The organism is Streptomyces pluripotens, assembly GCF_000802245.2.
GTDB lineage: Bacteria > Actinomycetota > Actinomycetes > Streptomycetales > Streptomycetaceae > Streptomyces > Streptomyces pluripotens.
Window position 1 is genome coordinate 2,382,907 of sequence record NZ_CP021080.1, and the last position, 21,449, is coordinate 2,404,355.

General features: G+C 68.5%; 11 protein-coding genes. 6 read left to right on the plus strand and 5 right to left on the minus strand.

Annotated elements, in window-relative coordinates:
* Nucleotides 1–61: 61 nt before the first annotated feature.
* The gene (locus tag LK06_RS10595; RefSeq protein ID WP_159025290.1) at nucleotides 62–6,979 is read right to left on the minus strand and encodes an RHS repeat-associated core domain-containing protein; all 6,918 of its coding nucleotides are present in this window, start codon (nucleotides 6,977–6,979) and stop codon (nucleotides 62–64) included.
* A gap of 423 nt (nucleotides 6,980–7,402) precedes the next feature.
* On the opposite strand from LK06_RS10595, the gene LK06_RS10600 reads away from it, so the two are divergent.
* A complete protein-coding gene (locus LK06_RS10600) occupies nucleotides 7,403–7,642 on the plus strand; it encodes a heavy-metal-associated domain-containing protein (RefSeq protein ID WP_039649212.1) in 240 nt (79 codons plus the stop codon).
* Between the two features lie 91 nt (nucleotides 7,643–7,733).
* Nucleotides 7,734–10,037, plus strand: coding sequence for a heavy metal translocating P-type ATPase (locus LK06_RS10605; RefSeq protein WP_374208113.1), 2,304 nt, complete (start codon nucleotides 7,734–7,736; stop codon nucleotides 10,035–10,037).
* A gap of 804 nt (nucleotides 10,038–10,841) precedes the next feature.
* Here the strand turns inward: LK06_RS10605 and LK06_RS10610 are convergent.
* Entirely contained in the window at nucleotides 10,842–12,131 is a 1,290-nt protein-coding gene (locus LK06_RS10610) for a citrate synthase (protein ID WP_039649214.1), read from the minus strand.
* Between the two features lie 217 nt (nucleotides 12,132–12,348).
* Nucleotides 12,349–14,652: an SF1B family DNA helicase RecD2 gene (gene recD2 / locus LK06_RS10615; RefSeq protein ID WP_052269741.1), complete on the minus strand. Its 2,304-nt coding sequence runs from the start codon at nucleotides 14,650–14,652 to the stop codon at nucleotides 12,349–12,351.
* A gap of 184 nt (nucleotides 14,653–14,836) precedes the next feature.
* Here recD2 and LK06_RS10620 point away from each other — a divergent pair, with 184 nt between their 5' ends.
* Nucleotides 14,837–15,202: a hypothetical protein gene (locus LK06_RS10620; RefSeq protein WP_039649217.1), complete on the plus strand. Its 366-nt coding sequence runs from the start codon at nucleotides 14,837–14,839 to the stop codon at nucleotides 15,200–15,202.
* 202 nt (nucleotides 15,203–15,404) lie between these two features.
* On the opposite strand, the gene LK06_RS10625 is transcribed toward LK06_RS10620, so the two are convergent.
* Together LK06_RS10625 and LK06_RS10630 are read right to left on the minus strand one after the other, a co-directional pair.
* A complete protein-coding gene (locus LK06_RS10625) occupies nucleotides 15,405–15,602 on the minus strand; it encodes a DUF397 domain-containing protein (protein ID WP_039649219.1) in 198 nt (65 codons plus the stop codon).
* An 8-nt stretch (nucleotides 15,603–15,610) separates the two neighbouring features.
* Nucleotides 15,611–16,447: a helix-turn-helix domain-containing protein gene (locus tag LK06_RS10630; protein WP_039649222.1), complete on the minus strand. Its 837-nt coding sequence runs from the start codon at nucleotides 16,445–16,447 to the stop codon at nucleotides 15,611–15,613.
* 279 nt (nucleotides 16,448–16,726) lie between these two features.
* Between LK06_RS10630 and LK06_RS10635 the strand changes: the two genes are divergently transcribed.
* From LK06_RS10635 to LK06_RS10645, 3 genes are all read left to right on the plus strand, one after another.
* Entirely contained in the window at nucleotides 16,727–17,428 is a 702-nt protein-coding gene (locus LK06_RS10635; protein WP_234367394.1) for a hypothetical protein, read from the plus strand.
* A gap of 596 nt (nucleotides 17,429–18,024) precedes the next feature.
* Entirely contained in the window at nucleotides 18,025–19,071 is a 1,047-nt protein-coding gene (locus LK06_RS10640; RefSeq protein ID WP_039649224.1) for a LacI family DNA-binding transcriptional regulator, read from the plus strand.
* 526 nt (nucleotides 19,072–19,597) lie between these two features.
* Nucleotides 19,598–21,418 carry a glycoside hydrolase family 3 protein gene (locus LK06_RS10645; protein ID WP_052269744.1) on the plus strand — a complete coding sequence of 607 codons (1,821 nt, stop codon included), beginning with the start codon at nucleotides 19,598–19,600 and terminating at the stop codon, nucleotides 21,416–21,418.
* Nucleotides 21,419–21,449: the final 31 nt, after the last annotated feature.

The following is a 21,449-nucleotide window of genomic DNA, read 5'->3' on the forward strand; positions in this document are numbered from 1 at the left end:
CACTCGACAGTGGTGCGGCCGAGCTACCCCGACCGCACCACTCATGAGACTACACGTTCAACTACGGCCAGTACCCACCCTGCAATTGACTTCTCAGGTACCCGAGCACGTCTCTCGCTTCGCCAGCGTTGCGAGCTCCGCCGATCATGTCGTTGACGTAGGTGTAGTAGTCGTTCGTATGAATCCGCGAGTGCACGGACGCACCTGATGGATTTACCGATGCCGATCCACGAGGCAAGAAGACGCCATTGTCTGCATCATTGATGTCAATTCCGAACTTCGCGAGCTGCTGTCGAGCTGCCGCCGCTTTCGGAGATGTGCTCGCCACTATATGGTGCGCCGCTGTCTCGGGAGGTCGGACAGTTCCCGCCGCTTCCATGTTCTCGCCGAGAATCTTGGCGTTGCTGGAGCAAGTGTTGTGCACCAGAACCGGCGTCTGACCAGCGAGTACATAGTACGTGTGGAGTTGCTGGACGGTGAGGTTCCAGCGGTTGGCGGCGCCGGGGGTGACGTGCGTGGTGATGACGTAGGCGTGGTGGTTGGTGGGGGTGTTGAGGGCGTCGCCGTGGTGGAGTGCGCCGGCGGGGACCCAGGTGTGGGTGGTGTCGTCCCAGAAGGGGTGGTTGGCGGTGGTGTGGAGGGTGGCGGTGTGGCCGTCCTTGGTGCGGATGGTGAGGTCGAGGAGGTCGTGGTCGTGGTTGATCCAGACGTGCTGGACGGTGCGGGCGCCCTGGTGTTTGCCGTTCTCGGGGTCGGCTGCCTGGACCTTGTCGCCGACCTTGATCTTGCCGATGGGCTTTGCCTTGCCGCTGCCCATCACGACTTTGGTGTCGGGGGAGAAGCTGCAGTTCTTGAGCAGGCGGGCGGCATCACCGGCGACCTCGCCTTCAACACCCTCTTCGAGTCCGCGGGCACCCATGATGGCGAGGTCATCTTCGCCGCCGGAGAGAATGGTGGCGGTGATGAGGGCTCCCGCTTGAAGGCATTGCCCCCAAGTCGGATCGGTGACGCATCCGACGCCATCGGAAAGGCCAGATGCGTGGTAGATGGCCTTGGCGATGACCTTGAGGAACTTGCCCACCCCTGTGCCCTGGGGCTTGTACACGACCTTCTTGCCGTACGGCAGGTCGCTGCCAGCCTTCGCAGCGCTCTCAACAGCACCCGTATTGCTGTAGTTGTAGACGGTGTTCTCGTAGTGGTAACCCCATGTGCCGTCACCGTTCGGCGTCATCCAGTCCCGATAAACCTGGTCACCCGGGCTGCTGCAACCGCCATCACATTGCGTCACCGGATGCAGGCCGCTGGGATCACTGAAAGCGATCGGGTTGTTCCCGGAGTAGGAGTAGCCGGAAAGGCCCTGGGGGTCGTACGGCGAGGTGAGTTCGTCGGGGCTGATGAATCGGCCGAGGGTCGGGTCGTACATGCGTGCGCCGAGGATGGACAGGCCGGTGGAGTCGTCCTCCGGTTTGCCGAGGAAGCCCCGGTCGGTGGTGGAGGGCAGGTCGGTGCTGCCGCGCTGCTTGCCGAAGGGTGTGTACCTGCGGCGGGTGACCGTGCCGTCCGCGGCGATCAACAGGGAGGTGGAGGCCTGGGTGTCGCTGAGCAGCCAGGTCAGCTTGCCGTCGCTGGTGCCGTCGTCCTGGCGCATCGCGACCGTGGTACCGGCCGCGGAGTACATGCGGGTGGCCTTGACACTGCCGCCCGCGGCCTTGTGCAGTTCGTGGCCGTCGAGGTAGAGGACGTTCTCCTGCGGTGAGGTGCGCAGCAGGACGGTGCCGCCGGCGTCGTAGACGTAGGTGGAGGTTTCGTCGCCGGTGGTTTTGTGCTGGGTGATCTGGTTGACGCGGTTTTGTGGGTTCCAGTCGAGGGTGGAGGTGACGCCGCCCACCGTGCGGGAGGTCATCTGGCCGGAGGTGTTGTAGGTGAAGGTGTCGGAACCGGCCTGGGTGACCGCGTGCGGGTGGGCCTGTCCGGGTGTGTAGGTGGAGTTGTCGGTGCTGTAGCCGGGGTAGTGGTAGGTCTTGGTCGTGGTACCGCTGGCGGTGGTGTCCTTGATGGACATCAGGTTGCCGAGTGCGTCGTAGGTGTAGGTCTGGTCGTAGGGGTCGAGGCTGCTGCTCAGGTCAGGTGCTGCGGAGCCGGTGCAGTTGTCAGTGGCCTGGGTGGTCCAGGCCTGGGTCAGCCGGTCGAGGTCGTCGTACTTGTAGCACTCGCTCTGCTGGGTCACGCCGTCGGTGATGCCGGTGATCTGGCCGCCGAGGTCGCGGCTGTAGGTGTCGTCCTGGGCGGTCGTGGTGGTGCTGGCGGCGGTGACGGTGGTCTGGATGCCCGCCAGTGCGCCGGTGCCGTTGGTGTCGTTGTAGGCGTAGGCGCGGTTGACGGTGGCGTCCGAGCCGCCGCTGGTGCCGTAGGCGCGGCCGTTCAGGCGTCCGAGGTGGTCGAAGTCGATGGACGACTGGTAGGTGGCCAGGGGTGAGGAGACCTTGGACGGCCGTCCTTGGGCGGTGTAGGTGGTGGTGACCGTCTCCGCGGGCAGGCCGCCGACCGCGGGGTAGGAGACCGACGTCATGTGGTCGGCGAGGTCGTAGCCGTAACCGAAGGTGTAGCTGCCGGTGAAGCCGGAGCCGTCGTCGGGGACAGTGACCTTCTTACCGGTCGCACGGCCACGGTCGTCGTAGCCGGTGACGGACTGGGTGTAGGCCTTGCCGTTCGCGTAACTGGTGGACGAAGCGAGCCGGCCCAGACCGCCGGGAGCAGTGTCGTAGGCCGTCTGCGACAACAGCGTCGACCCCTGAGAAACCGCGGTCTGACGGCCGAGGTTGTCGTACTGGTACGTCAGCGTCGTGCCGTTGTCCGTCGCCGTACCGACGTTGCCGTTCTCGTCGTACGTGGTCGAGCTCGCGCCGGTGTCCGGGTCGTTGGTCGAGGTACGGTCACCGGCCCAGTCGTAACCGTAGGTAGTGACGTTGCCCTTGGTGTCCGTGACCTGCTTCAGCTTCCCGCTGCGCGTGTAGGCGTAGTGGGTGGTGTAGGCCGAGGAGCCGTTGTGTTCGACGACCTGCGTGGTGTGGCCGTAGACATCGGTGTAAGTGTCGGTCGCTCCGCCTTCGGGCGGGGTGACGGTGGTCTTGTCGGCGCCGTCGTAGGCGGTGGTCGTCTTGCCGGTCGCCTGGACGACACCGTTGACCTGGATCTGGGAGAGCGTGGTGCGGCCGGCCCAGTCGACCTGCACGTCGCCGTAGGACGGGATGTCGGAGACGGCCGGGTTGACCAGCCCCGATCCCGCGCTGCCGGAGTTGTAGAAGGGGGAGGAGGCGCCGGCGACGTTGCCGGAGGAGTCGTAACGGGTGGTCGTGACCGTGCGCCCGGTTCCCGACGGTGCGGGCACCTGCGTCTCGCGGGCGCGGCCGAGGCCGTCGGTGTAGGCCACCGCCTCGGTGTAGGTGGAGCCGGACTGGAGTACCTGGGAGGTCGCCTTCAGCGGTTCGCCGGTGGCCTCGTCGGGCACGCCCGAGGAGGTGTCGGCGACGGGGATGCTGTAGGCGAACTTCATTGAGGGGTTGCCGTCGGGGTAGTTCGCGGTTTCGGTCGGCTTGAACACCTTCGAGACGCGTCCGACCGCGTCGTAGACGACGTGGGTGGTGTTGCCGTTGGCGTTCACGATCTTCCACGGCTTGGCGAAGTACCGCGACAGGTAGGTGGTGGACGTCATGGCCGCCGCGGGTCCGGTGCCGTCCGGGTCGGGTGTGGTGGTGGTGACGCCGTTGACGGGCCAGGAGGTGGCCGGTGCGTAGGTGGTGGTGGTCAGGTTCTGCTTGCCGTCCCAGGTCTTGGTCACGCGGCCCGCGGCGTCGTAGGCGTGCGTGATCTTGCGGTAGTGGGTGGCGTCGGTGTAGGCGCGTACTTCGGTCGGGTTGCCGTCGACCAGTGCGGTGTTGTTGTCGGTGAAGGAGGTGGCGCCGTCGTAGTAGGTGACGGTGCGCTGGTCCTGGTGCAGGGTGTCCTGGCCGTTCGCCTGGTCCTGGGCCTGCGTGGTGCAGCCGACCGTGTAGTGGCGCACGTCGTCCTGGTAGACCATCCAGCGCTGGGTGCCGGTGGAGTCGAGGGTGCTGGTGTTGTAGGCGCGGCCGAACTCGGTGCACTGGTTGTCGGAGACGCCGCTCTCGCCCCAGTCGTCGATCCGCATCGGCAGGCCGAACGTGGTGGAGGCCGCCTCGTTGTCGTCGTACTCGTGCTGCACCACGTGCTCGCGCCACGTGGACAGGTCCGAGGTGGAGGTGTGGAGCTTGTCGTAGGCGCGGGTCTCGGACTCGCGGACGAACCGGGCGTCGGGCAGGCCGGTGTACTGGGCGGTGTCATGGACCCAGTACTTGTGCCAGACCCTCTGCTGGGAGGTGCCGTTGTCGTCGCGGACGGAGGTCTCCAGCGTCCTGCCCGCAAGCCATGGTGAGTCGGTCCAGGTCGCGCCCTCGGAGTCGGTGACGTCGACCGAACGGGTCTGCGAGGAGTCGGTCTTGGAGGTCCGGTCGCCGTCCAGGCCCCGGTAGAGCCAGGTGTAGGTGGAGTGCTTGTTGCTGCCGGCGCCGGTGGTGACGAGCACCTTGCCGTAGCCACGCCAGTCCGACCAGGTCTCGTCCTCGTCGTCCACCAGCGGATCAGCGGTGAACCGCCAGCCCGGAGCGCCGTCGTACTCGTACGTCGTCGTCATCTGCGGGTCGCCGTCGGCGAGGTCGCCCGGGTCGACGTCCACCCGGGTCACCACGAACTTCTTGAACCAGCCCGTCTTCGCCGTCGTCTCGCCCTCGGGCGTCCACTTCTGCCAGAAGCACTCGTAGTGGTTGTCCGATTGGGAGGGCAGGTTGTTCGCGTCGCACTGGCGGGATATCGTCCCGCCGGCGTCGGTGGCGTGCCCGTAGGTGACCGAGATGGTGGAGCCGGTGTCGGTGTAGACCTTGTTGATACGGCGGAAGTTGAGTTCACCGCTGCCGACCAGGTTGTCCTGCCACTCGCCGTTGAAGTTCAGGGTGGGCAGCGTGATGTCCGTGCCCGAGTAGCCGCGCCGCTGGATGTAGTCCAGCCACAGCTGGCCGTCGACGGAACCGGAGGGGTTCATCAGTGCGTGCCGCAGCTGGTACCGCATGACCAGGTCCCAGGAGGCGGCGTCGTTGTCGCGGACGTAGGTCTTGATGTCCCACAGCATCTTGCGCTCGAAGAAGGTGGGGTAGTACGTCTTGCCCGCGCAGGCGTAGTCGTCCGAGGAACCGTCGCAGATCAGGTCGACCGGGACGTCCGGGTACGACGACGGGCTGGAGTCGATCGTCGGGCACGACGGCGTGGTGTTGTCCAGCGGATCCTTCTCGTCCATCCGCTCCACGCAGCGGTTGTAGTACGTGAAGTCCACCTTGGCCGGCAGTTGCGCGTTGCTGATCTGCGAGGACCAGCCGTACTCGATCCGGGTCAGATAGCCCGCGGAGTCGTACTCGCGCGCCTTGTCGGAGGCGGCCACCGACCGGTAGTAGTTGGTGTCCTTGTCGTAGAAGTAGGCGGTCTCCACCTCGTTGGGGGTGACCACCCGGTCCAGGTTCCACCGCCAGGTCTGGTCACACGGCTCGGGGAACTGCCCGTGGCACGGCTCGCCGCTGTCGTTGCCGACGACCGGGACGCGCAGGGTGGAATTGGTGGCTTCGCCCGAACGCTGGGACTTGCCCCAGCCGAAGTAGTAGCGGGTGCCGTCCTGGTGGGAGATGACCCAGTAGTCCTGCGACCAGTCGTTGGAGTCGTGCGTCAGCCGCTGCACCCGCCAGCCCGGGTCGTCCTTCAGGTGGTAGGAACCGGTGCCGTTGTTGTCCTGGACCAGTTCGCTGCTGACGCCGCCCAGATGGATGACGTAGACGGCGCCGGACGGCTCCGCGGACGGGTTCGGGGAGGCCCAGCAGAGGTCACCGATGGTCGGAAGACCGTCCTGGGAGCAGTTCTTGTACCTGCGCTCGATGAAGCCTCCCGCGTTCATCTCCCAACCCATGCCCACGGCTGAGGCCTGGTTGTTCGAGGCCGACGTACGCCCGTCGATCGACTGCGAGTTGTAGGTGAAGGAGATGCCCGGCGCGTTGCCCACCGGCGGGGCGGGAACCTGGATCGGAACGGAATAGGTGAAGGCGCCGGAACCGCGGGACACGTCCCACTTCCCCGACGGTGACATGGGGCTGGCCCGGTAGTCGCCCTCGTCCGAGGACGAACCCGTCGTCAGTGTGTAGACCGAGCTGTCCGTGGTCGTCGAGGCGGTCGTGGCGTACGACATCGTCGACAGGCCGGAGTCGGTGTCCTGCTGCGGAGCGGCCTCCACCGTCGCCGTCAGCCGCTGCGCACGGGTGTCGTTGACCGCGTCGACGTACTCGCCCTTGCGGCAGGCCCGCACCTCCGGCGTCGTGGCGGCGCACGCGGGCAGCTTCAGTAGCCGCAGTCGACCGGCGAAGCCGCCGCCGTACGCGTTCGCGAACTTGGAGTAGTCGATGGAGATCTCCGCCGGGCCGCTCAGCGTCCCGCCGTCCGCCCGGTAGACCCGCACCGCGAGCCCGAGACCGCCCGCTGCCTCGGCCTTGTGGTGGTCCAGGACCTGCACGTCCACCTTCGACGGCGGCAGGTCCACCTCCCCCGAGGCGGCCCCCAGCTCGCTCCGGGTGAGAGCCGGGCTTTTCGGCTCCGCCGCGCGCACTGAGACCACCGACACACTGCCTGCCGGCGGACTGTCCTCCGGCACCGTGGACGTGGTGTCCGTGGCCAGGTCGACCGTCTGCTCCCCGGCGGCCGGCCACACCACGGCTGGGGCCTTGGACATGCCCTGCTCCGTGGCCTGCGGTACCGGGTCGTCCAGCTTCCGCGACGGCACACTCGGCGTGCCGTCCTGCGGAGCTGCCACCGCCGCCGGCGGCGCGAACGCCACCACCGACAACAATCCGGCCAACAGGCTCTTGCTCGCCAAGGCCGCCACACCACGTGAACGCAGGCGTCTCACGACGCTCCCCACCCCTACTCGACTACGGACGCAGCCCGCACCCCGGCACGGCCACAAGGCGCGAGGAAGCGCACCCCCCACGCGACCGCGGCAAACGGTACAAGCGCAAAGACCTTAAAGATCGATTAATTGTCGTGTCGAGATCAACAAACCGGGCCGCGACGGCCGCTTACCCACAATCCAGACAACTCGACGAAGGTTTGAGCAACTCTTTGCCATGCAGCCGCAACCAGGGGCCGCGGCCCTTATCGACAGTCCAGCGCCGGCGCGCCCCGGCCCCGGGGTGAGCGCCGCCCTCCGGGACCGGTACCCCCTAGGGGTATACTCTGAGCAGCGTGGGATCCCCCTCGGACCCCACTGGCCCCACACGTCCCGACGAGGAGTAACAACATGACCGCCCAGACCGACACCCCGGGCTCCGTCACCACCGTCTACAAGGTGACCGGCATGAGCTGTGGCCACTGCGAGGGCTCCGTCTCCGGCGAGATCTCCCAGATTCCCGGGGTCACCTCGGTGAAGGCCGTCGCGTCGACCGGCGAGGTGACCGTCGCCTCAACCGCCGCGCTGGACGACGAGGCCGTACGCGCCGCCGTGGACGAAGCCGGTTTCGAGCTGGCCGGCAGGGCCTGACCAGCAGCTGTACCACCCATTCCCCGACCGGGCTGCGCCGACCAGCTGATACTGGTTCCGTACGGCCCGGTCCGATGTCTGGAGTCCGGGCATGACCAGCACCAGGGCCGCAGAGACGGCCATGACCACGGGAGCCACGGGTACCGCCGGTACCGCGGGCACGACGGGAACCACGGACGCGACGTCCGAGACCGAACTGTTGATCGGCGGGATGACCTGCGCCTCCTGTGCCGCGCGGGTGGAGAAGAAACTCAACCGGATGGACGGGGTAAGCGCCACCGTCAACTTCGCCACCGAGAAGGCGAAGGTCACCTACGCCCACGGCGTGCAGATCGCCGATCTGATCGCCACCGTGGAAAAGACCGGCTACACCGCCGAGGAGCCCCCGCCGCCGGAGCCCGTGCCCGAGGCCGCCCCGGAAACCCCCGAGCAGGACCCGGAACTCGGCGCTCTGCGGCACCGCCTGCTCGTCTCCGCGCTGCTCGCCGCGCCCGTCGTCCTGCTCTCGATGGTCCCCGCGCTCCAGTTCGACAACTGGCAGTGGCTCGCGCTCACGCTCGCCGCACCCGTCGTCGTCTGGGGCGGCGCACCCTTCCACCGGGCCGCCTGGGCCAACGCCCGGCACGGCGCCGCCACCATGGACACCCTCGTCTCGGTCGGCACGCTCGCCGCGTTCGGCTGGTCGCTGTGGGCGCTGTTCTTCGGCGACGCCGGCGTGCCCGGTCTGCACGACGAGTTCCGCTTCACCGTCTCGCGCGCCGACGGCGCCTCCACCATCTATCTGGAGGCCGCCGCCGGGGTCGTCGCACTGATCCTGCTCGGGCGCTACCTGGAGGCCCGGTCCAAGCGGCGCGCCGGCGCGGCTCTGAAGGCCCTGATGGAGCTGGGCGCCAAGGACGTGGCCGTGCTGCGGGACGGACGCGAGGTGCGCGTCCCGGTGGCCTCCCTCGCGGTCGGCGACCGGTTCGTCGTGCGTCCCGGCGAGAAGATCGCCACCGACGGGACCGTGGTGGAGGGCGTCTCCGCGGTGGACGCGTCCATGCTGACCGGCGAGTCCGTGCCGGTGGACGTCGGCCCCGGCGACCAGGTCACCGGCGCCACGGTCAACGCGGGCGGGCGGCTGGTGGTCGAGGCCACCCGGGTCGGCGCCAACACCCAGCTCGCCCGGATGGCGAAGCTGGTGGAGGACGCCCAGAACGGCAAGGCGGAGGTGCAGCGGCTCGCCGACCGCGTCTCCGCCGTCTTCGTCCCCGTGGTGATCCTCATCGCGCTCGGCACCTTCGGCGTCTGGCTGGGCGTGACCGGGGACACCGTGGCCGCGTTCACGGCTGCGGTCGCCGTGCTGATCATCGCCTGCCCCTGCGCGCTGGGCCTCGCCACGCCGACCGCGCTGATGGTCGGCACCGGGCGCGGCGCGCAGCTCGGCATCCTGATCAAGGGACCCGAGGTGCTGGAGTCCACGCGTCGGGTGGACACCGTCGTCCTCGACAAGACCGGCACCGTCACCACCGGCCGGATGACCCTCCAGTCGGTGTACGCCGCGGACGGCGAGGACGACACGGAGGTGCTGCGTCTCGCCGGCGCGCTGGAGCAGGCCTCCGAACACCCCATCGCCCAGGCGATCGCCGCGGGTGCCGCGGAGCGCACCGGGCAGCTGCCGGAGGCGGAGGACTTCCAGAACGTGCCCGGACGGGGCGTACGTGGGCGGGTGGACGGCCGTGAGGTGGCCGTGGGGCGACTCGCGGAGAACACCACCGATCTGCCGGAGGAGCTGGCCCGCGCGGCGCGCCGGGCCGAGCAGGAGGGCCGCACGGCGGTCGTGGCCGGCTGGGACGGCCGGGTCCGCGGGGTCCTCGCGGTCGCCGACGCGGTCAAGGAGACCAGCACCGAGGCGGTGCGCGAACTGCGTGCCCTCGGACTCACCCCTGTCCTGCTCACCGGGGACAACCGGACGGTCGCCGAGGCGGTCGCGAAGACCGTCGGCATCGACGAGGTGATCGCCGAGGTGCTTCCCGAGGACAAGGTGGACGTCGTCCGGCGGCTGCAGCACGAGGGACGGACCGTGGCCATGGTCGGCGACGGGGTCAACGACGCGGCCGCGCTCGCCACCGCGGACCTGGGCCTCGCCATGGGCACGGGCACGGACGCGGCGATCGAGGCGAGCGACCTGACGCTGGTGCGCGGGGACCTGCGGGTGGCCGCGGACGCCATCCGGCTCGCCCGGCGCACCCTCGCCACCATCAAGGGCAATCTGGTGTGGGCCTTCGGATACAACGTCGCCGCATTGCCACTGGCCGCCGCGGGGCTACTCAACCCCATGATCGCCGGGGCCGCGATGGCCTTCTCCTCGGTGTTCGTGGTGACCAACAGCCTGCGCCTGCGGAGTTTCCGGTGAACGGGCCCACGTCCCTCCAGTGAGCCCTTCGGTCCCGCCGGGGATCCGGCGGGACCGAAGGGGGAGGCCCCCCTAGAGTCCGGTGAGAGCCTCACATAAGCTCTTCACAAGGCTCGCGCATCATCCTTACGCTGGGATCCCGAACGCCGTATCGGGAGCTCTTGCGCACTTAAGGGACATATGCAAGAGACGCAGATCACAGTGATGCGAACGTAACCATCGAAGGGGTTCGAAGGTCTAAGTTGGCGGTGTCGGTTCGGCGTCTTGGGGGGCGCCCACCGGCATCTGGGGTTGTCTTGGGGGACTACCTCAGAGATGCGTTGCCGGGGCACGTACACCGGGAAGCTTTGAGCGGCCCTCCCAGCGTGCGCTGTCCCGGCAGGTCGCACCGCGTCACTGGAGCACGAGGGAAGTGCGGCGAGTTTTGCTCGTTGCGCTCAGACAGCGATTCAGGCGCTGTCCTCTCCGAGCGCCCGGCCGGATCCCGTGGGGGGAATCCGCACCGGGACATGGGAAGGCGCCCTGGTCGTCGGCCCGTGGGGGGACCGGCGTCTCAGGGCGCCTTCCACCTATGTTCTTGTACAGCTGAGCGCTTCCACTCGCGCGGCTCGATCCCGGCTGTGCCGCTCGATCCGGCTGCGGATCCGGCTGCCGCACCCGTTCCCCGGACGCGCTCACCGCACGTCGTCGGAGGCTGGCGCCAGCCGGAGAGACACGGCTCAGAGCCTGCCGAGCGGACAGGCCCTCACCGTCAAGGTGGTTCCACCACCGTCAATGTGGTTCAGCGCTGCGCCGTCGGCGCGCTCAGCGCTCCTCGACCGGCACGAAGTCGCGCTCGACGACACCCGTGTAGATCTGGCGCGGGCGGCCGATGCGGGAGCCCGGCTCCTTGATCATCTCGGTCCACTGGGCGATCCAGCCCGGCAGGCGTCCGAGGGCGAACAGAACCGTGAACATCTCGGTCGGGAAGCCCATGGCCCGGTAGATCAGGCCCGTGTAGAAGTCGACGTTCGGGTACAGCTTGCGCTCGACGAAGTAGTCGTCGGACAGCGCGTGCTCCTCCAGCTTCAGGGCGATGTCGAGGAGCTCGTCCTCCTTGCCCAGCGCGGACAGCACGTCGTGCGCGGCGGCCTTGATGATGCGGGCACGCGGGTCGAAGTTCTTGTAGACCCGGTGGCCGAAGCCCATCAGCCGGACGCCGTCCTCCTTGTTCTTCACCTTGCGGATGAAGGTGTCGACGCCGGAGCCGGAGTCGCGGATGCCCTCCAGCATCTCCAGCACGGACTGGTTGGCGCCGCCGTGCAGAGGACCCCACAGGGCGCTGATGCCGGCGGAGATCGACGCGAACATGTTGGCCTGCGAGGAGCCGACCAGGCGGACCGTGGAGGTCGAGCAGTTCTGCTCGTGGTCGGCGTGCAGGATCAGCAGTTTGTCCAGCGCGGCCACCACGACCGGGTCCGGCTCGAACTCGTCGGCCGGCACCGAGAAGGTCATGCGGAGGAAGTTCTCGACGTAGCCGAGGTCGTTGCGCGGGTAGACGAACGGGTGGCCGATCGACTTCTTGTACGCGTACGCGGCGATGGTGGGGAGCTTGGCGAGCAGCCGGATCGTGGAGAGGCTGCGCTGCCTGTCGTCGAACGGGTTGTGGCTGTCCTGGTAGAACGTGGACAGCGCCGAGACGACCGAGGACAGCATGGCCATCGGGTGGGCGTCGCGCGGGAAGCCCTTGTAGAAGTTCTTGACGTCCTCGTGCAGCAGGGTGTGCCGCGTGATGTCGTTCTTGAACGTCGTCAGCTCGTCGACGGTGGGCAGCTCACCGTTGATCAGCAGGTACGCCACCTCCAGGAAGGTGGAGCGCTCGGCCAGCTGCTCGATCGGGTAGCCGCGGTAGCGCAGGACGCCAGCCTCACCATCGAGGTAGGTGACGGCGGATTTATAGGCGGCCGTGTTGCCGTAGCCGCTGTCCAGAGTCACCAGACCGGTCTGGGCGCGGAGCTTCCCGATGTCGAAGCCCTTGTCGCCGACAGTGCTGTCGACCACCGGGTAGGTGTACTCGCCGTCGCCGTACCGCAGTACTACAGAGTTGTCGCTCACGTCTTCCCTCACCGACGTAGTGCCTCATCTTCGAGGTGCCCTGACTGTCTCTACCATCCCCCATTTGGCTCAGGAGAGTGCACTCGGGGTCGACCATTGGGCCTATTGACGGCACTCAGTGCCGCCAACCTGCTCATCCTGCCCGCTCCGCATGGCATCTGGAAGTGTTCTGTGACCTTCACGACTCGTTTGATCGATCATTTTTTGTGATGCCGCCTCAAGTCCGTCCGCTAACCGCCCGACCAGTGACATCCAGCCTGCCCCCGGGTGACGCCAACCTGAAGTCGAGGGCCGTACAGCGCCGCCCCGCCGACACCGTGCGCACCGCCTGCCCGATCGCCCTGCGCGAGCCGACGAGCACGACCAGCTGCTTCGCCCGGGTGACCGCCGTGTAGAGCAGGTTCCGCTGGAGCATCATCCACGCACCGGTGGTGACCGGGATCACCACGGCGGGATATTCACTCCCCTGTGACCGATGGATGGTCACCGCGTACGCGTGCGCAAGCTCGTCCAGTTCGTCGAACTCGTACGGAACCTCCTCGTCCTCGTCCGTCAGCACCGTCAGACGCTGGTCGACCGGATCGAGCGAGGTGACGACGCCCACGGTGCCGTTGAAGACACCATTCTCCCCTTTCTCATAATTGTTGCGGATCTGGGTGACCTTGTCGCCGACACGGAAGACCCGGCCGCCGAAGCGCTTCTCCGGCAGGTCCGGCCGGCCGGGTGTGATGGCCTGCTGGAGAAGGCCGTTGAGCGTGCCCGCACCGGCCGGCCCCCGGTGCATCGGCGCCAGCACCTGCACATCCCGGCGCGGGTCGAGCCCGAACTTGCCGGGAACCCGCCGCGCGGCCACGTCCACGGTGAGCCGGCCGGCTTCCTCCGTGTCGTCCTCGACGAAGAGGAAGAAGTCCTTCAGACCGTCGGTGAGCGGATGCCGGCCGGCGTTGATCCGGTGCGCGTTGGTGACCACGCCCGACTGCTGGGCCTGCCGGAAGACACGGGTGAGCCGGACTGCGGGGACGGGGCTGCCATCGGCGAGCAGGTCGCGGAGGACTTCACCGGCGCCGACGCTGGGCAACTGGTCCACGTCCCCGACGAAGAGCAGGTGGGCACCCGGGGGCACGGCCTTGACCAGCTTGTTGGCGAGCAGCAGGTCCAACATGGAGGCCTCGTCCACGACCACCAGGTCGGCCTCCAGCGGGCGGTCCTTGTCGTAGGCCGCGTCACCACCGGGCTTCAGCTCCAGCAGACGGTGCACGGTGGAGGCCTCGGCACCGGTCAGCTCCGCCAGGCGCTTGGCCGCGCGGCCGGTCGGCGCGGCGAGGAGCACCTTGGCACGCTTGGCGCGGGCCAGCTCCACGATCGAGCGGACGGTGAAGGACTTGCCACAGCCGGGTCCACCGGTCAGTACGGCGACCTTCTCGGTCAGCGCCAGCTTCACGGCGGCCTCCTGCTCCGCAGCGAGGTCCGCACCGGTCCGGGACTTCAGCCAGCCGAGCGCCTGCGTCCACTCCACGTCCCGGAAGGCCGGCATCCGGTCCTCGTCCGTACGCAGCAGGCGCAGCAACTGGGCGGAGAGGGAGAGCTCGGCGCGGTGGAAGGGGACGAGGTAGACGGCGGTGACGGGTTCGGAGTCGTCGCCGCCCGGTCCGGGGACCTTCTCCCGCACGACGCCCGGTTCGGTGCCGTCCTCCCCCGGCTGGGCCAGCTCGGCGAGGCACTCGATGACCAGCCCCGTGTCGACCTGGAGCAGCTTGACTGCGTCGGCGATCAGCCGTTCCTCGGGCAGGTAGCAGTTTCCCTGGTCAGCAGACTGGGACAGCGCGTACTGCAGACCGGCCTTGACCCGCTCCGGGCTGTCGTGCGGGATGCCGACGGACTGGGCGATCTTGTCGGCGGTGAGGAAGCCGATGCCCCAGACGTCGGCGGCGAGCCGGTAAGGGTGGTTCTTGACGACGGAGATCGACGCGTCCCCGTACTTCTTGTAGATCCGCACGGCGATCGACGTGGACACCTCGACGGTCTGCAGGAAGAGCATGACCTCCTTGATCGCCTTCTGCTCCTCCCAGGCGTCGGCGATCTTCTTGGTGCGTTTGGGACCGAGGCCGGGAACCTCGATGAGCCGCTTCGGCTCCTCCTCGATGATCTGCAGGGTGTCCAGGCCGAAGTGCTGCGTGATCCGGTCGGCGAAGACCGGGCCGATGCCCTTGACCAGTCCCGAGCCGAGATAGCGCCGGATGCCCTGGACCGTGGCGGGCAGGACGGTCGTGTAGTTCTCCACGTGGAACTGCTTGCCGTACTGGGGGTGCGATCCCCAGCGGCCCTCCATGCGCAGGGACTCCCCCACCTGGGCACCGAGCAGCGCGCCCACGACCGTAAGGAGATCTCCGGCGCCTCTGCCCGTGTCGACCCGGGCCACCGTGTAGCCGTTCTCCTCGTTGGCGTAGGTGATCCGCTCCAGCACACCGTCGAGCACAGCAAGCCGGCGTTCGCCGGACTGGGTCCCCGCCTGTCGATCCATGACCCGACGGTACCGGTGCGGTGTGACACGAGCCGACCCGCCCAGCCCTCGCGTCAGCTGCGGTGAGGCCGGGGCGTATGTCGGCCCTCAGGGGCTGTGTCCGAGGCCTGCATGTCAACGCGAACGCGATTTCCGATGAGCCATCTATGCTGGTTCGCAGTGGCACAGGGGGAGGGGATAGCGGATGGACTGGCTCTGGTGGGTTCTCATCGTCTTCTGGACGGGTGGCTTCGCGTGGGCAGCTGACAACATCCGCACCGCACTGCGCAATCGGCATGAGCGCAAGGTGCAGTTGCTGGAGGCGGCGAGACAGGAACGCTTGGCCGTCGAAGCAGCGAACAAGTCTCCGGAGCCGGTGTGCGGATGCACGCACCATCTCGCCAAACATGACAAGCAGGGCCGGTGCCACGAGCGCGTCGAGGTGCCGGTGGCCTGGGACGAGAACAAGAAGCCGCTGCGTTACGAGGCTGGTCAGTGCAACTGCCAGCGCTATGTGGGACCGCAGCCTCTGTCACAGGTGTTCGCGGAGGACTTGACGGATCTCGCCTGACCAGGACGGCGAGGCCTCTCTCCGAACAGGCGACGCTGGGGACGGTAGATCGCCAGTGCGATGGGGGGGTTTCCGGCGGTTCTCGTCGTTCCCTGCGGTGTGGCCGCACGGGCAGGGACGGTGTTCCCCGAGACCGCGCATCCGGAGACCACGGGGCAGTTCCACGTCCCGGCGCCACACACTCCCGCCGCCTGCGAGCCGCCTACCTCCTGGCCCGAGGCTCTTTCAGGGCTTCGAGGAAGGCGGTGAAGACGGCGGCGGGGAAGGTGAGGGTGGCTCGGGCTGGGGCCTTGGAGTCGCGGACGGCCGTGCGGGTGGAGGTGGTGGCGATCTCCACGCAGGCGTTGCCGTCGTCAGGCCCCGAGTAGGACGACTTCCGCCAGTTGCCGGGCATATCCATGGAGTGCCTCACAGCTCTTTCGCCAGCCTGTGGATGAAGTCGCGCGACCGGTCGGGATCGAGCGACACAGCCTCCACTTTACGGAAACGCGTTCGAAAGGCGCCGAGTTGCGCTTCGGAATCGATGAACGCCGAGCCATGGGGAACGTCTCGCACCACCGTGTCCAGCTTGGGAACAGCGCCGCCCACGTACGTCATCGAACTGGCGGCCCTGGCGAAGCCGTCCAGGTCGAAGGGGATGACACGCACGGTGATGTTGTCCGACTGTGACACTTCGAGCACCTTGCCGAGTTGGGCACGGGAGGCTGTACGGTCGCTGACTCTGATGCGCAGTGCCGCCTCGTGGACCAGCAACTCGTACGGCACGGTGATCGACTGACGCCTCAGCCGATGCTGCACGCGCAGTTCCATCTCGTCCTGCGCAAGTTCAGGCACACGAGCAGAGAAGACGGCGCGGGCGTAGTCCTCTGTCTGAAGCAGGCCCGGCACATAGAGGATCGCCACCTCGTTCAGGAACAAGGCGTGATGTTCCAGTTCGGCGAGGTCCAGGAAGGACGTCGGCAGCAGATCCCGATACCTCTCCCACCATCCCCGAGTCCGATCGGTCGCCACAGCGATGAGGGCGTCGACGAACACCTGGTCCGTGCAGGCGTAGTGGGATGCGAGGCGACGCAGTCGCTGTTCGCTCACACCAGCGAACCCTGATTCGATCTGGCTGATCTGGACCCTGTTCACGCCGAGCAGCGCTGCCGCCTCGACGGCGGTAAGTCCCGCCGCCTCGCGGAGCTTGCGCAACTCGACTCCCAGACGCGACTGGCGCGCGGTTGGTTCGCGTCTGAGGACCATCCGCCGCTCCTTGCATCAATACAGCCAACAACACGACTCGTTCGAGGGCAGATTACGCGATCAGCTTGCTTGGGATTACAGGCAAGACCTACCGTCAGTGACGCATCGCGCACGCAGCGGAAGTGCACCGCTCCGCCCTGCCATGACGGCTGCGGCACTGCCACCGCATGCGAAATCCCCACTCAACCAATGGAGTTGATCGCGCATGCCTGAAAACGACCCCCTGGACTACACCCCTCTACATCCCCAATGACCCGCGAGCGGTCACGGTGTGCCGCCGTGCCCTATCTGCTGGTGGTGGAGTCCCAAGGGAAGGCGGACGAGCGCAAGCGGGGCAGCTGGCCGTACTACCTCTCCTACCTCTACGAAAAGTACCGGTGCGAACCGGTGCTCATCGTGATCACCCAGAGCAGTGCCACGGCGCGCTGGGCGTCCCGCCCGATCCGGTTCGGGTTCCGGGACTGGCATTCGCTGACCGTACGGCCCCTGGTGCTCGGCCCGGACAACGTACCCGTGATCACCGACGAGCGGCAGGCCGAACAGGACGTCCCCCTCGCGGTGCTCTCGGCGATGACGCACGGACGCGGACCGCGGGCTGCGGCCATACTGGAATCCCTGGCAGCCGCCCTGCGGACCATCGACCGCGACAGCGCCGCAGTCTTCGTGCAGTTCGTCGACTCCTGCCTGGCCGACCCCCAGGCGAAGCAGATGTGGAGGGATCTGATGACGGCGATCCAGTACTTCTGGCGACACCCCCTGGCAGAACAAGTGCGAGAAGAAGGGCGAGAAGAAGGGCGGGAGGAAGGGCGGGTCGAGGATCGCCAGGAGATGACCCTGCGCATCCTGCAATGGCGCGGCATCCCCGTGACCGACACGGTCCGCGAACGAGTACAGGCCTGCACGGACCTCGCCCAGCTCGAAGCATGGGCTCAACGGGCTGTGCACGCCGCGGACGCGAGGGAACTGTTCGCCGGAGAATGAGAAGCGGCCGTGGGCGGACCTCGTACCGCCTGCCGGCTCCTCCTCCAGCGCTTCCGGGCCGGGTTCGCCCGGCCGGCGGCGCGTGTCCGACCAGCGCGGCGCCGGCCGACCGTCACATCGCGTACTCGACGCATCGCACCACCGTCTCCACCACCGTCTCCACCGGCATCTCCACCGGCATCTCCCGCCGCTGTCGGGCCCACAGCCGCTCGTTGAAGAGCTCGGCCTCGATAGGGCCGGTGCACCCGGCGGCCTCCGCGCACTCCCTCCGCTTCCGGACGCCGATGAGGCCGTCCAGGACCTGGCCGCCACCGCTGACGGACGCCTTCCCGTAACGACGGGCGCCTTCCAGTAACGAGGTCGTCCAGTCGACGAGCTGGAAGCGCGATCCGGTCGGCCGCGTCGGCGCGGTCGGGAGGAGAAGCCGGCTCCCGGACAGAGGCCGCTACAAGACCGTGTCCTCTTCGAGTCGTTCGAGGTGGCGAACAACCAGGGCCGGTGGCCTTAAGGTCTGCTCGAACGTCTCTCGGAACCAGGGTCGGGGCCTGGCTGTCTACGAGGGCGTACGACGTGATGCGTGACCGGAGGACGACGAGATGACGGTGACCCTGGCGGACGTGGCGGCCCGCGCCCAGGTCTCCCCCGCGACGGTGTCGCGCGTACTGAACGGCAACTATCCGGTCGCCGCTTCGACCCGCGAACGCGTACTGCGGGCGGTGGACGAACTGGACTACGTCCTCAACGGCCCGGCCAGCTCGCTCGCCGCCGCCACCTCCGACCTGGTCGGCATCCTCGTCAACGACATCGCCGACCCGTTCTTCGGGATCATGGCGAGCGCGATCCAGTCCGAGATCACGGGACCGGGCGGGCGGGCGGGCGGCGAACGACTCGCGGTCGTCTGCAGCACCGGCGGCTGTCCCGAGCGCGAGCTGACGTACCTGACCCTGCTCCAGCGGCAGCGGGCGGCGGCCGTGGTGCTGACCGGCGGCGCCGTCAAGGACGCGCCGCACGCGGCGGCGGTCGCGGCGAAGATGCGGAAACTGGGGGACGCCGGGACCCGGGTGGTGCTGTGTGGTCGCCCGCCCGTACCCGGCACCGAGGCCATAGCCCTGACCTTCGACAACCGCGAGGGCGCCCGCGCGCTGACCGAGCACCTGATCGGCCTCGGTCACCGCCACCTCGGCTACATCGCCGGCCCCGCGGAACGCACGACGACCCAACACCGGCTGGAGGGCCATCGCGCGGCGCTGGCGGCGGCCGGTGTCGAGGAGGAGCCGAACTGGACCGTACACGGCCGGTACGACCGCCGGTCGGGCTACGAGGCCACCCTGGAACTGCTGCGCCGCGACCCGTCCCTGACGGCGATCGTGGCCGCGAACGATTCCGTGGCGCTGGGGGCGTGCGCGGCACTGCGGGATTCGGGACTGCGCATCCCGGACGACGTGTCGGTGGCCGGGTTCGACGACCTCCCCTTCAGCATCGACGTGGTGCCCTCCCTCACGACGGTGCGGTTGCCGCTGTCGGAGACAAGTGCCCGGGCCGGACGCGTCGCGATGGGGCGCGAGGAGCCGCCGCCCGGGGGGATCGCCTCGGTTCGGGGGGAGTTGATGGTGCGGGGATCCACGGGGGTGCCACGGGGGTGACGGGCGGGCGTGTGCGGCAACGCTCCGTCGACGGGGATCGGGGGCACCGCCACGCGCCGGTCACACCCGCTTCCTGCGGCTGCTGGACGAGGCGGCGCAGGACGCGGTGGGACACGTCACGCGGGGAGTGTCGCTGGCGCGGAGAGCGGCCTTTTGCCGGCACGCCCCCTCCGCTGCGCCGGGGTGATCCTTCCCGCGGGTACTGTGCGTTTCCGTGACGGAAAGGGACTTCCCGGGCGCTGGAGGCTTCTCGGGAGTTTCCTTCAGTGGTTCTCCTCCGGAAGGAGTGCGCGTGCACGACACCAGGACGGGAACCCCGGGAAACTCACACGTCGCAGGGGACGCGGGCAACGCGGGAGCCACGGGAACCCCGGGAAACGAGGACCTCACGGAGTTCACGGGACGTGCGGAGAGCACGGGGCACGGGGGGAGCTCAGGAGTCGTAGGCAGCGCGGGGAGTCCCCAAGGAACCGCACGGCCCTCCAGACGAGCCGTCCTCGCCGCGACCGCGGGTCTCACCGCCGCGCTGACGGTACCGACGGCGGCTAGCACCACCGCGCCCGACGACAGCCGGCTGCGCGCCCTGATCTCCCGGATGACGCTCCCGGAGAAGGTCGGCCAGCTCTTCGTGATGCGGGTCTACGGCCACTCCGCCACCGCCCCCGACCAGTCCGACGTCGATGCCAACCTGGCGGAGGCCGGGGTCCGAACCGCCGCCGAGCTGATCGCGAGGTACCGGGTCGGTGGGGTCATCTACTTCACCTGGGCGCACAACACCCGCAACCCGCACCAGATCGCGGACCTGTCCAACGGCATCCAACGAGCCTCCCTGGACCAGCCGCGCGGACTGCCGGTGCTGATCGCGGCCGACCAGGAGCACGGGGCGGTCTGCCGGATCGGCAGACCCGCGACCCTCTTCCCCGGCGCCATGGCGATCGGCGCGGGCGCGCAGGGCCGCACGGTACTGCTCCAGGAAGGGGGCGGAGGGGGAGGGGTGGACGACGGCTGCCGCGACGCCCACGCCCTCGGCCGGATCTCCGGCGCTGAACTGCGCGCGATGGGCGTCAACCAGGACTACTCCCCCGATGCCGACGTCAACGTCAACCCGGCCAACCCGGTCATCGGCGTGCGGTCCTTCGGCGCCGACCCGGACGCGGTGGCCGCACTGGTGGCCGCCGAGGTGACGGGCTATCAGAGGGCCCGGGTCGCGGCGACCGCCAAGCACTTCCCCGGCCATGGGGACACCTCCGTCGACAGCCACCACGGCTTCCCGGTCATCACCCACACCCGGAAGCGGTGGGAAGCGCTCGACGCGGTGCCGTTCCGGGCCGCGATCGCGGCGGGCGTCGACTCGATCATGACCGCGCACATCGAGTTCCCGGCCCTCGATGCGTCCGGCGACCCGGCCACCCTCTCCCACCCGGTCCTGACCGGCATCTTGCGCGGCGAACTCGGCTACGACGGGGTCGTCGTCACCGACTCGCTGCGCATGGCGGGCGTCCGCACGAAGTACGGCGACGACCGGGTGCCGGTGCTCGCCCTGAAGGCCGGTGCGGACCAACTCCTCGACCCGCCCTCCATCGACGTGGCCTGGCACGCGGTGCTGCAGTCCGTGCAGAACGGCGAACTGACCGAGGCGCGCCTCGACGAATCGATCCTGCGTATCCTGCGCCTCAAGACCCGGCTCGGGCTCTTCGACGACCCCTACGCCAGCCGGTCGGACATCGACCGCGTGGTGGGAACCGAGGCCCACCTGGCTGCCGCCGACCGAGTCGCCGAGCGGACCACCACCCTGTTGGTCAACGAGGGCGGCCTGCTCCCCCTCCGTCCCCGTGCGGGACACCGGGTGCTGGTCGCCGGGGCCGATCCCGCCTCGCCGTCCGGCACCACCGGACCTCCCACCCGCGTCCTGGCCACTGCCCTCGCCGAACTGGGTTTCACCGCCACGGCCCTGCCGACCGGCAGCTCTCCCTCGGACGCGATCGTCGCCGAGGCGGTCGCGGCGGCGCGGGACGCCGACACCGTGGTCGTGGCCACGTACGACGTGATGGCGGACGGCTCGCAGCAAACCCTGGTGGAGGAGTTGCTGGCCACCGGCAGGCCGGTGGTGGCGGTAGCCGTCCGCAACCCGTACGACGTCGCCTGCTTCCCCGCGGTCCAGGGGTTCCTGGCGACCTATTGCTGGACCGACACCGCTCTGCGTGCCGCCGCCCGGGTGATCGCCGGGCGTGTGTCCCCGCGCGGGAGGCTGCCGGTCCCGGTGCGGCGGGCGGACGATTCCACGCAGGTGCTGTATCCGATCGGCTACGGGTTGACGTACGAGACGTGCAGGACGCGCCGGACGTAACCCACTCGACCGACGGCGACGAGGGGGCCGT

Excerpts from the sequence above, each read along its gene's own strand:
- LK06_RS10600 (WP_039649212.1), top strand. The coding sequence starts at position 7,403 with ATGACCGCCCAGACCGACACCCCGGGCTCCGTCACCACCGTCTACAAG.
- LK06_RS10605 (WP_374208113.1), top strand. The coding sequence starts at position 7,734 with ATGACCAGCACCAGGGCCGCAGAGACGGCCATGACCACGGGAGCCACG.
- recD2 (WP_052269741.1), bottom strand. The coding sequence starts at position 14,652 with ATGGATCGACAGGCGGGGACCCAGTCCGGCGAACGCCGGCTTGCTGTG.
- LK06_RS10620 (WP_039649217.1), top strand. The coding sequence starts at position 14,837 with ATGGACTGGCTCTGGTGGGTTCTCATCGTCTTCTGGACGGGTGGCTTC.
- LK06_RS10625 (WP_039649219.1), bottom strand. The coding sequence starts at position 15,602 with ATGGATATGCCCGGCAACTGGCGGAAGTCGTCCTACTCGGGGCCTGAC.
- LK06_RS10630 (WP_039649222.1), bottom strand. The coding sequence starts at position 16,447 with ATGGTCCTCAGACGCGAACCAACCGCGCGCCAGTCGCGTCTGGGAGTC.
- LK06_RS10640 (WP_039649224.1), top strand. The coding sequence starts at position 18,025 with ATGACGGTGACCCTGGCGGACGTGGCGGCCCGCGCCCAGGTCTCCCCC.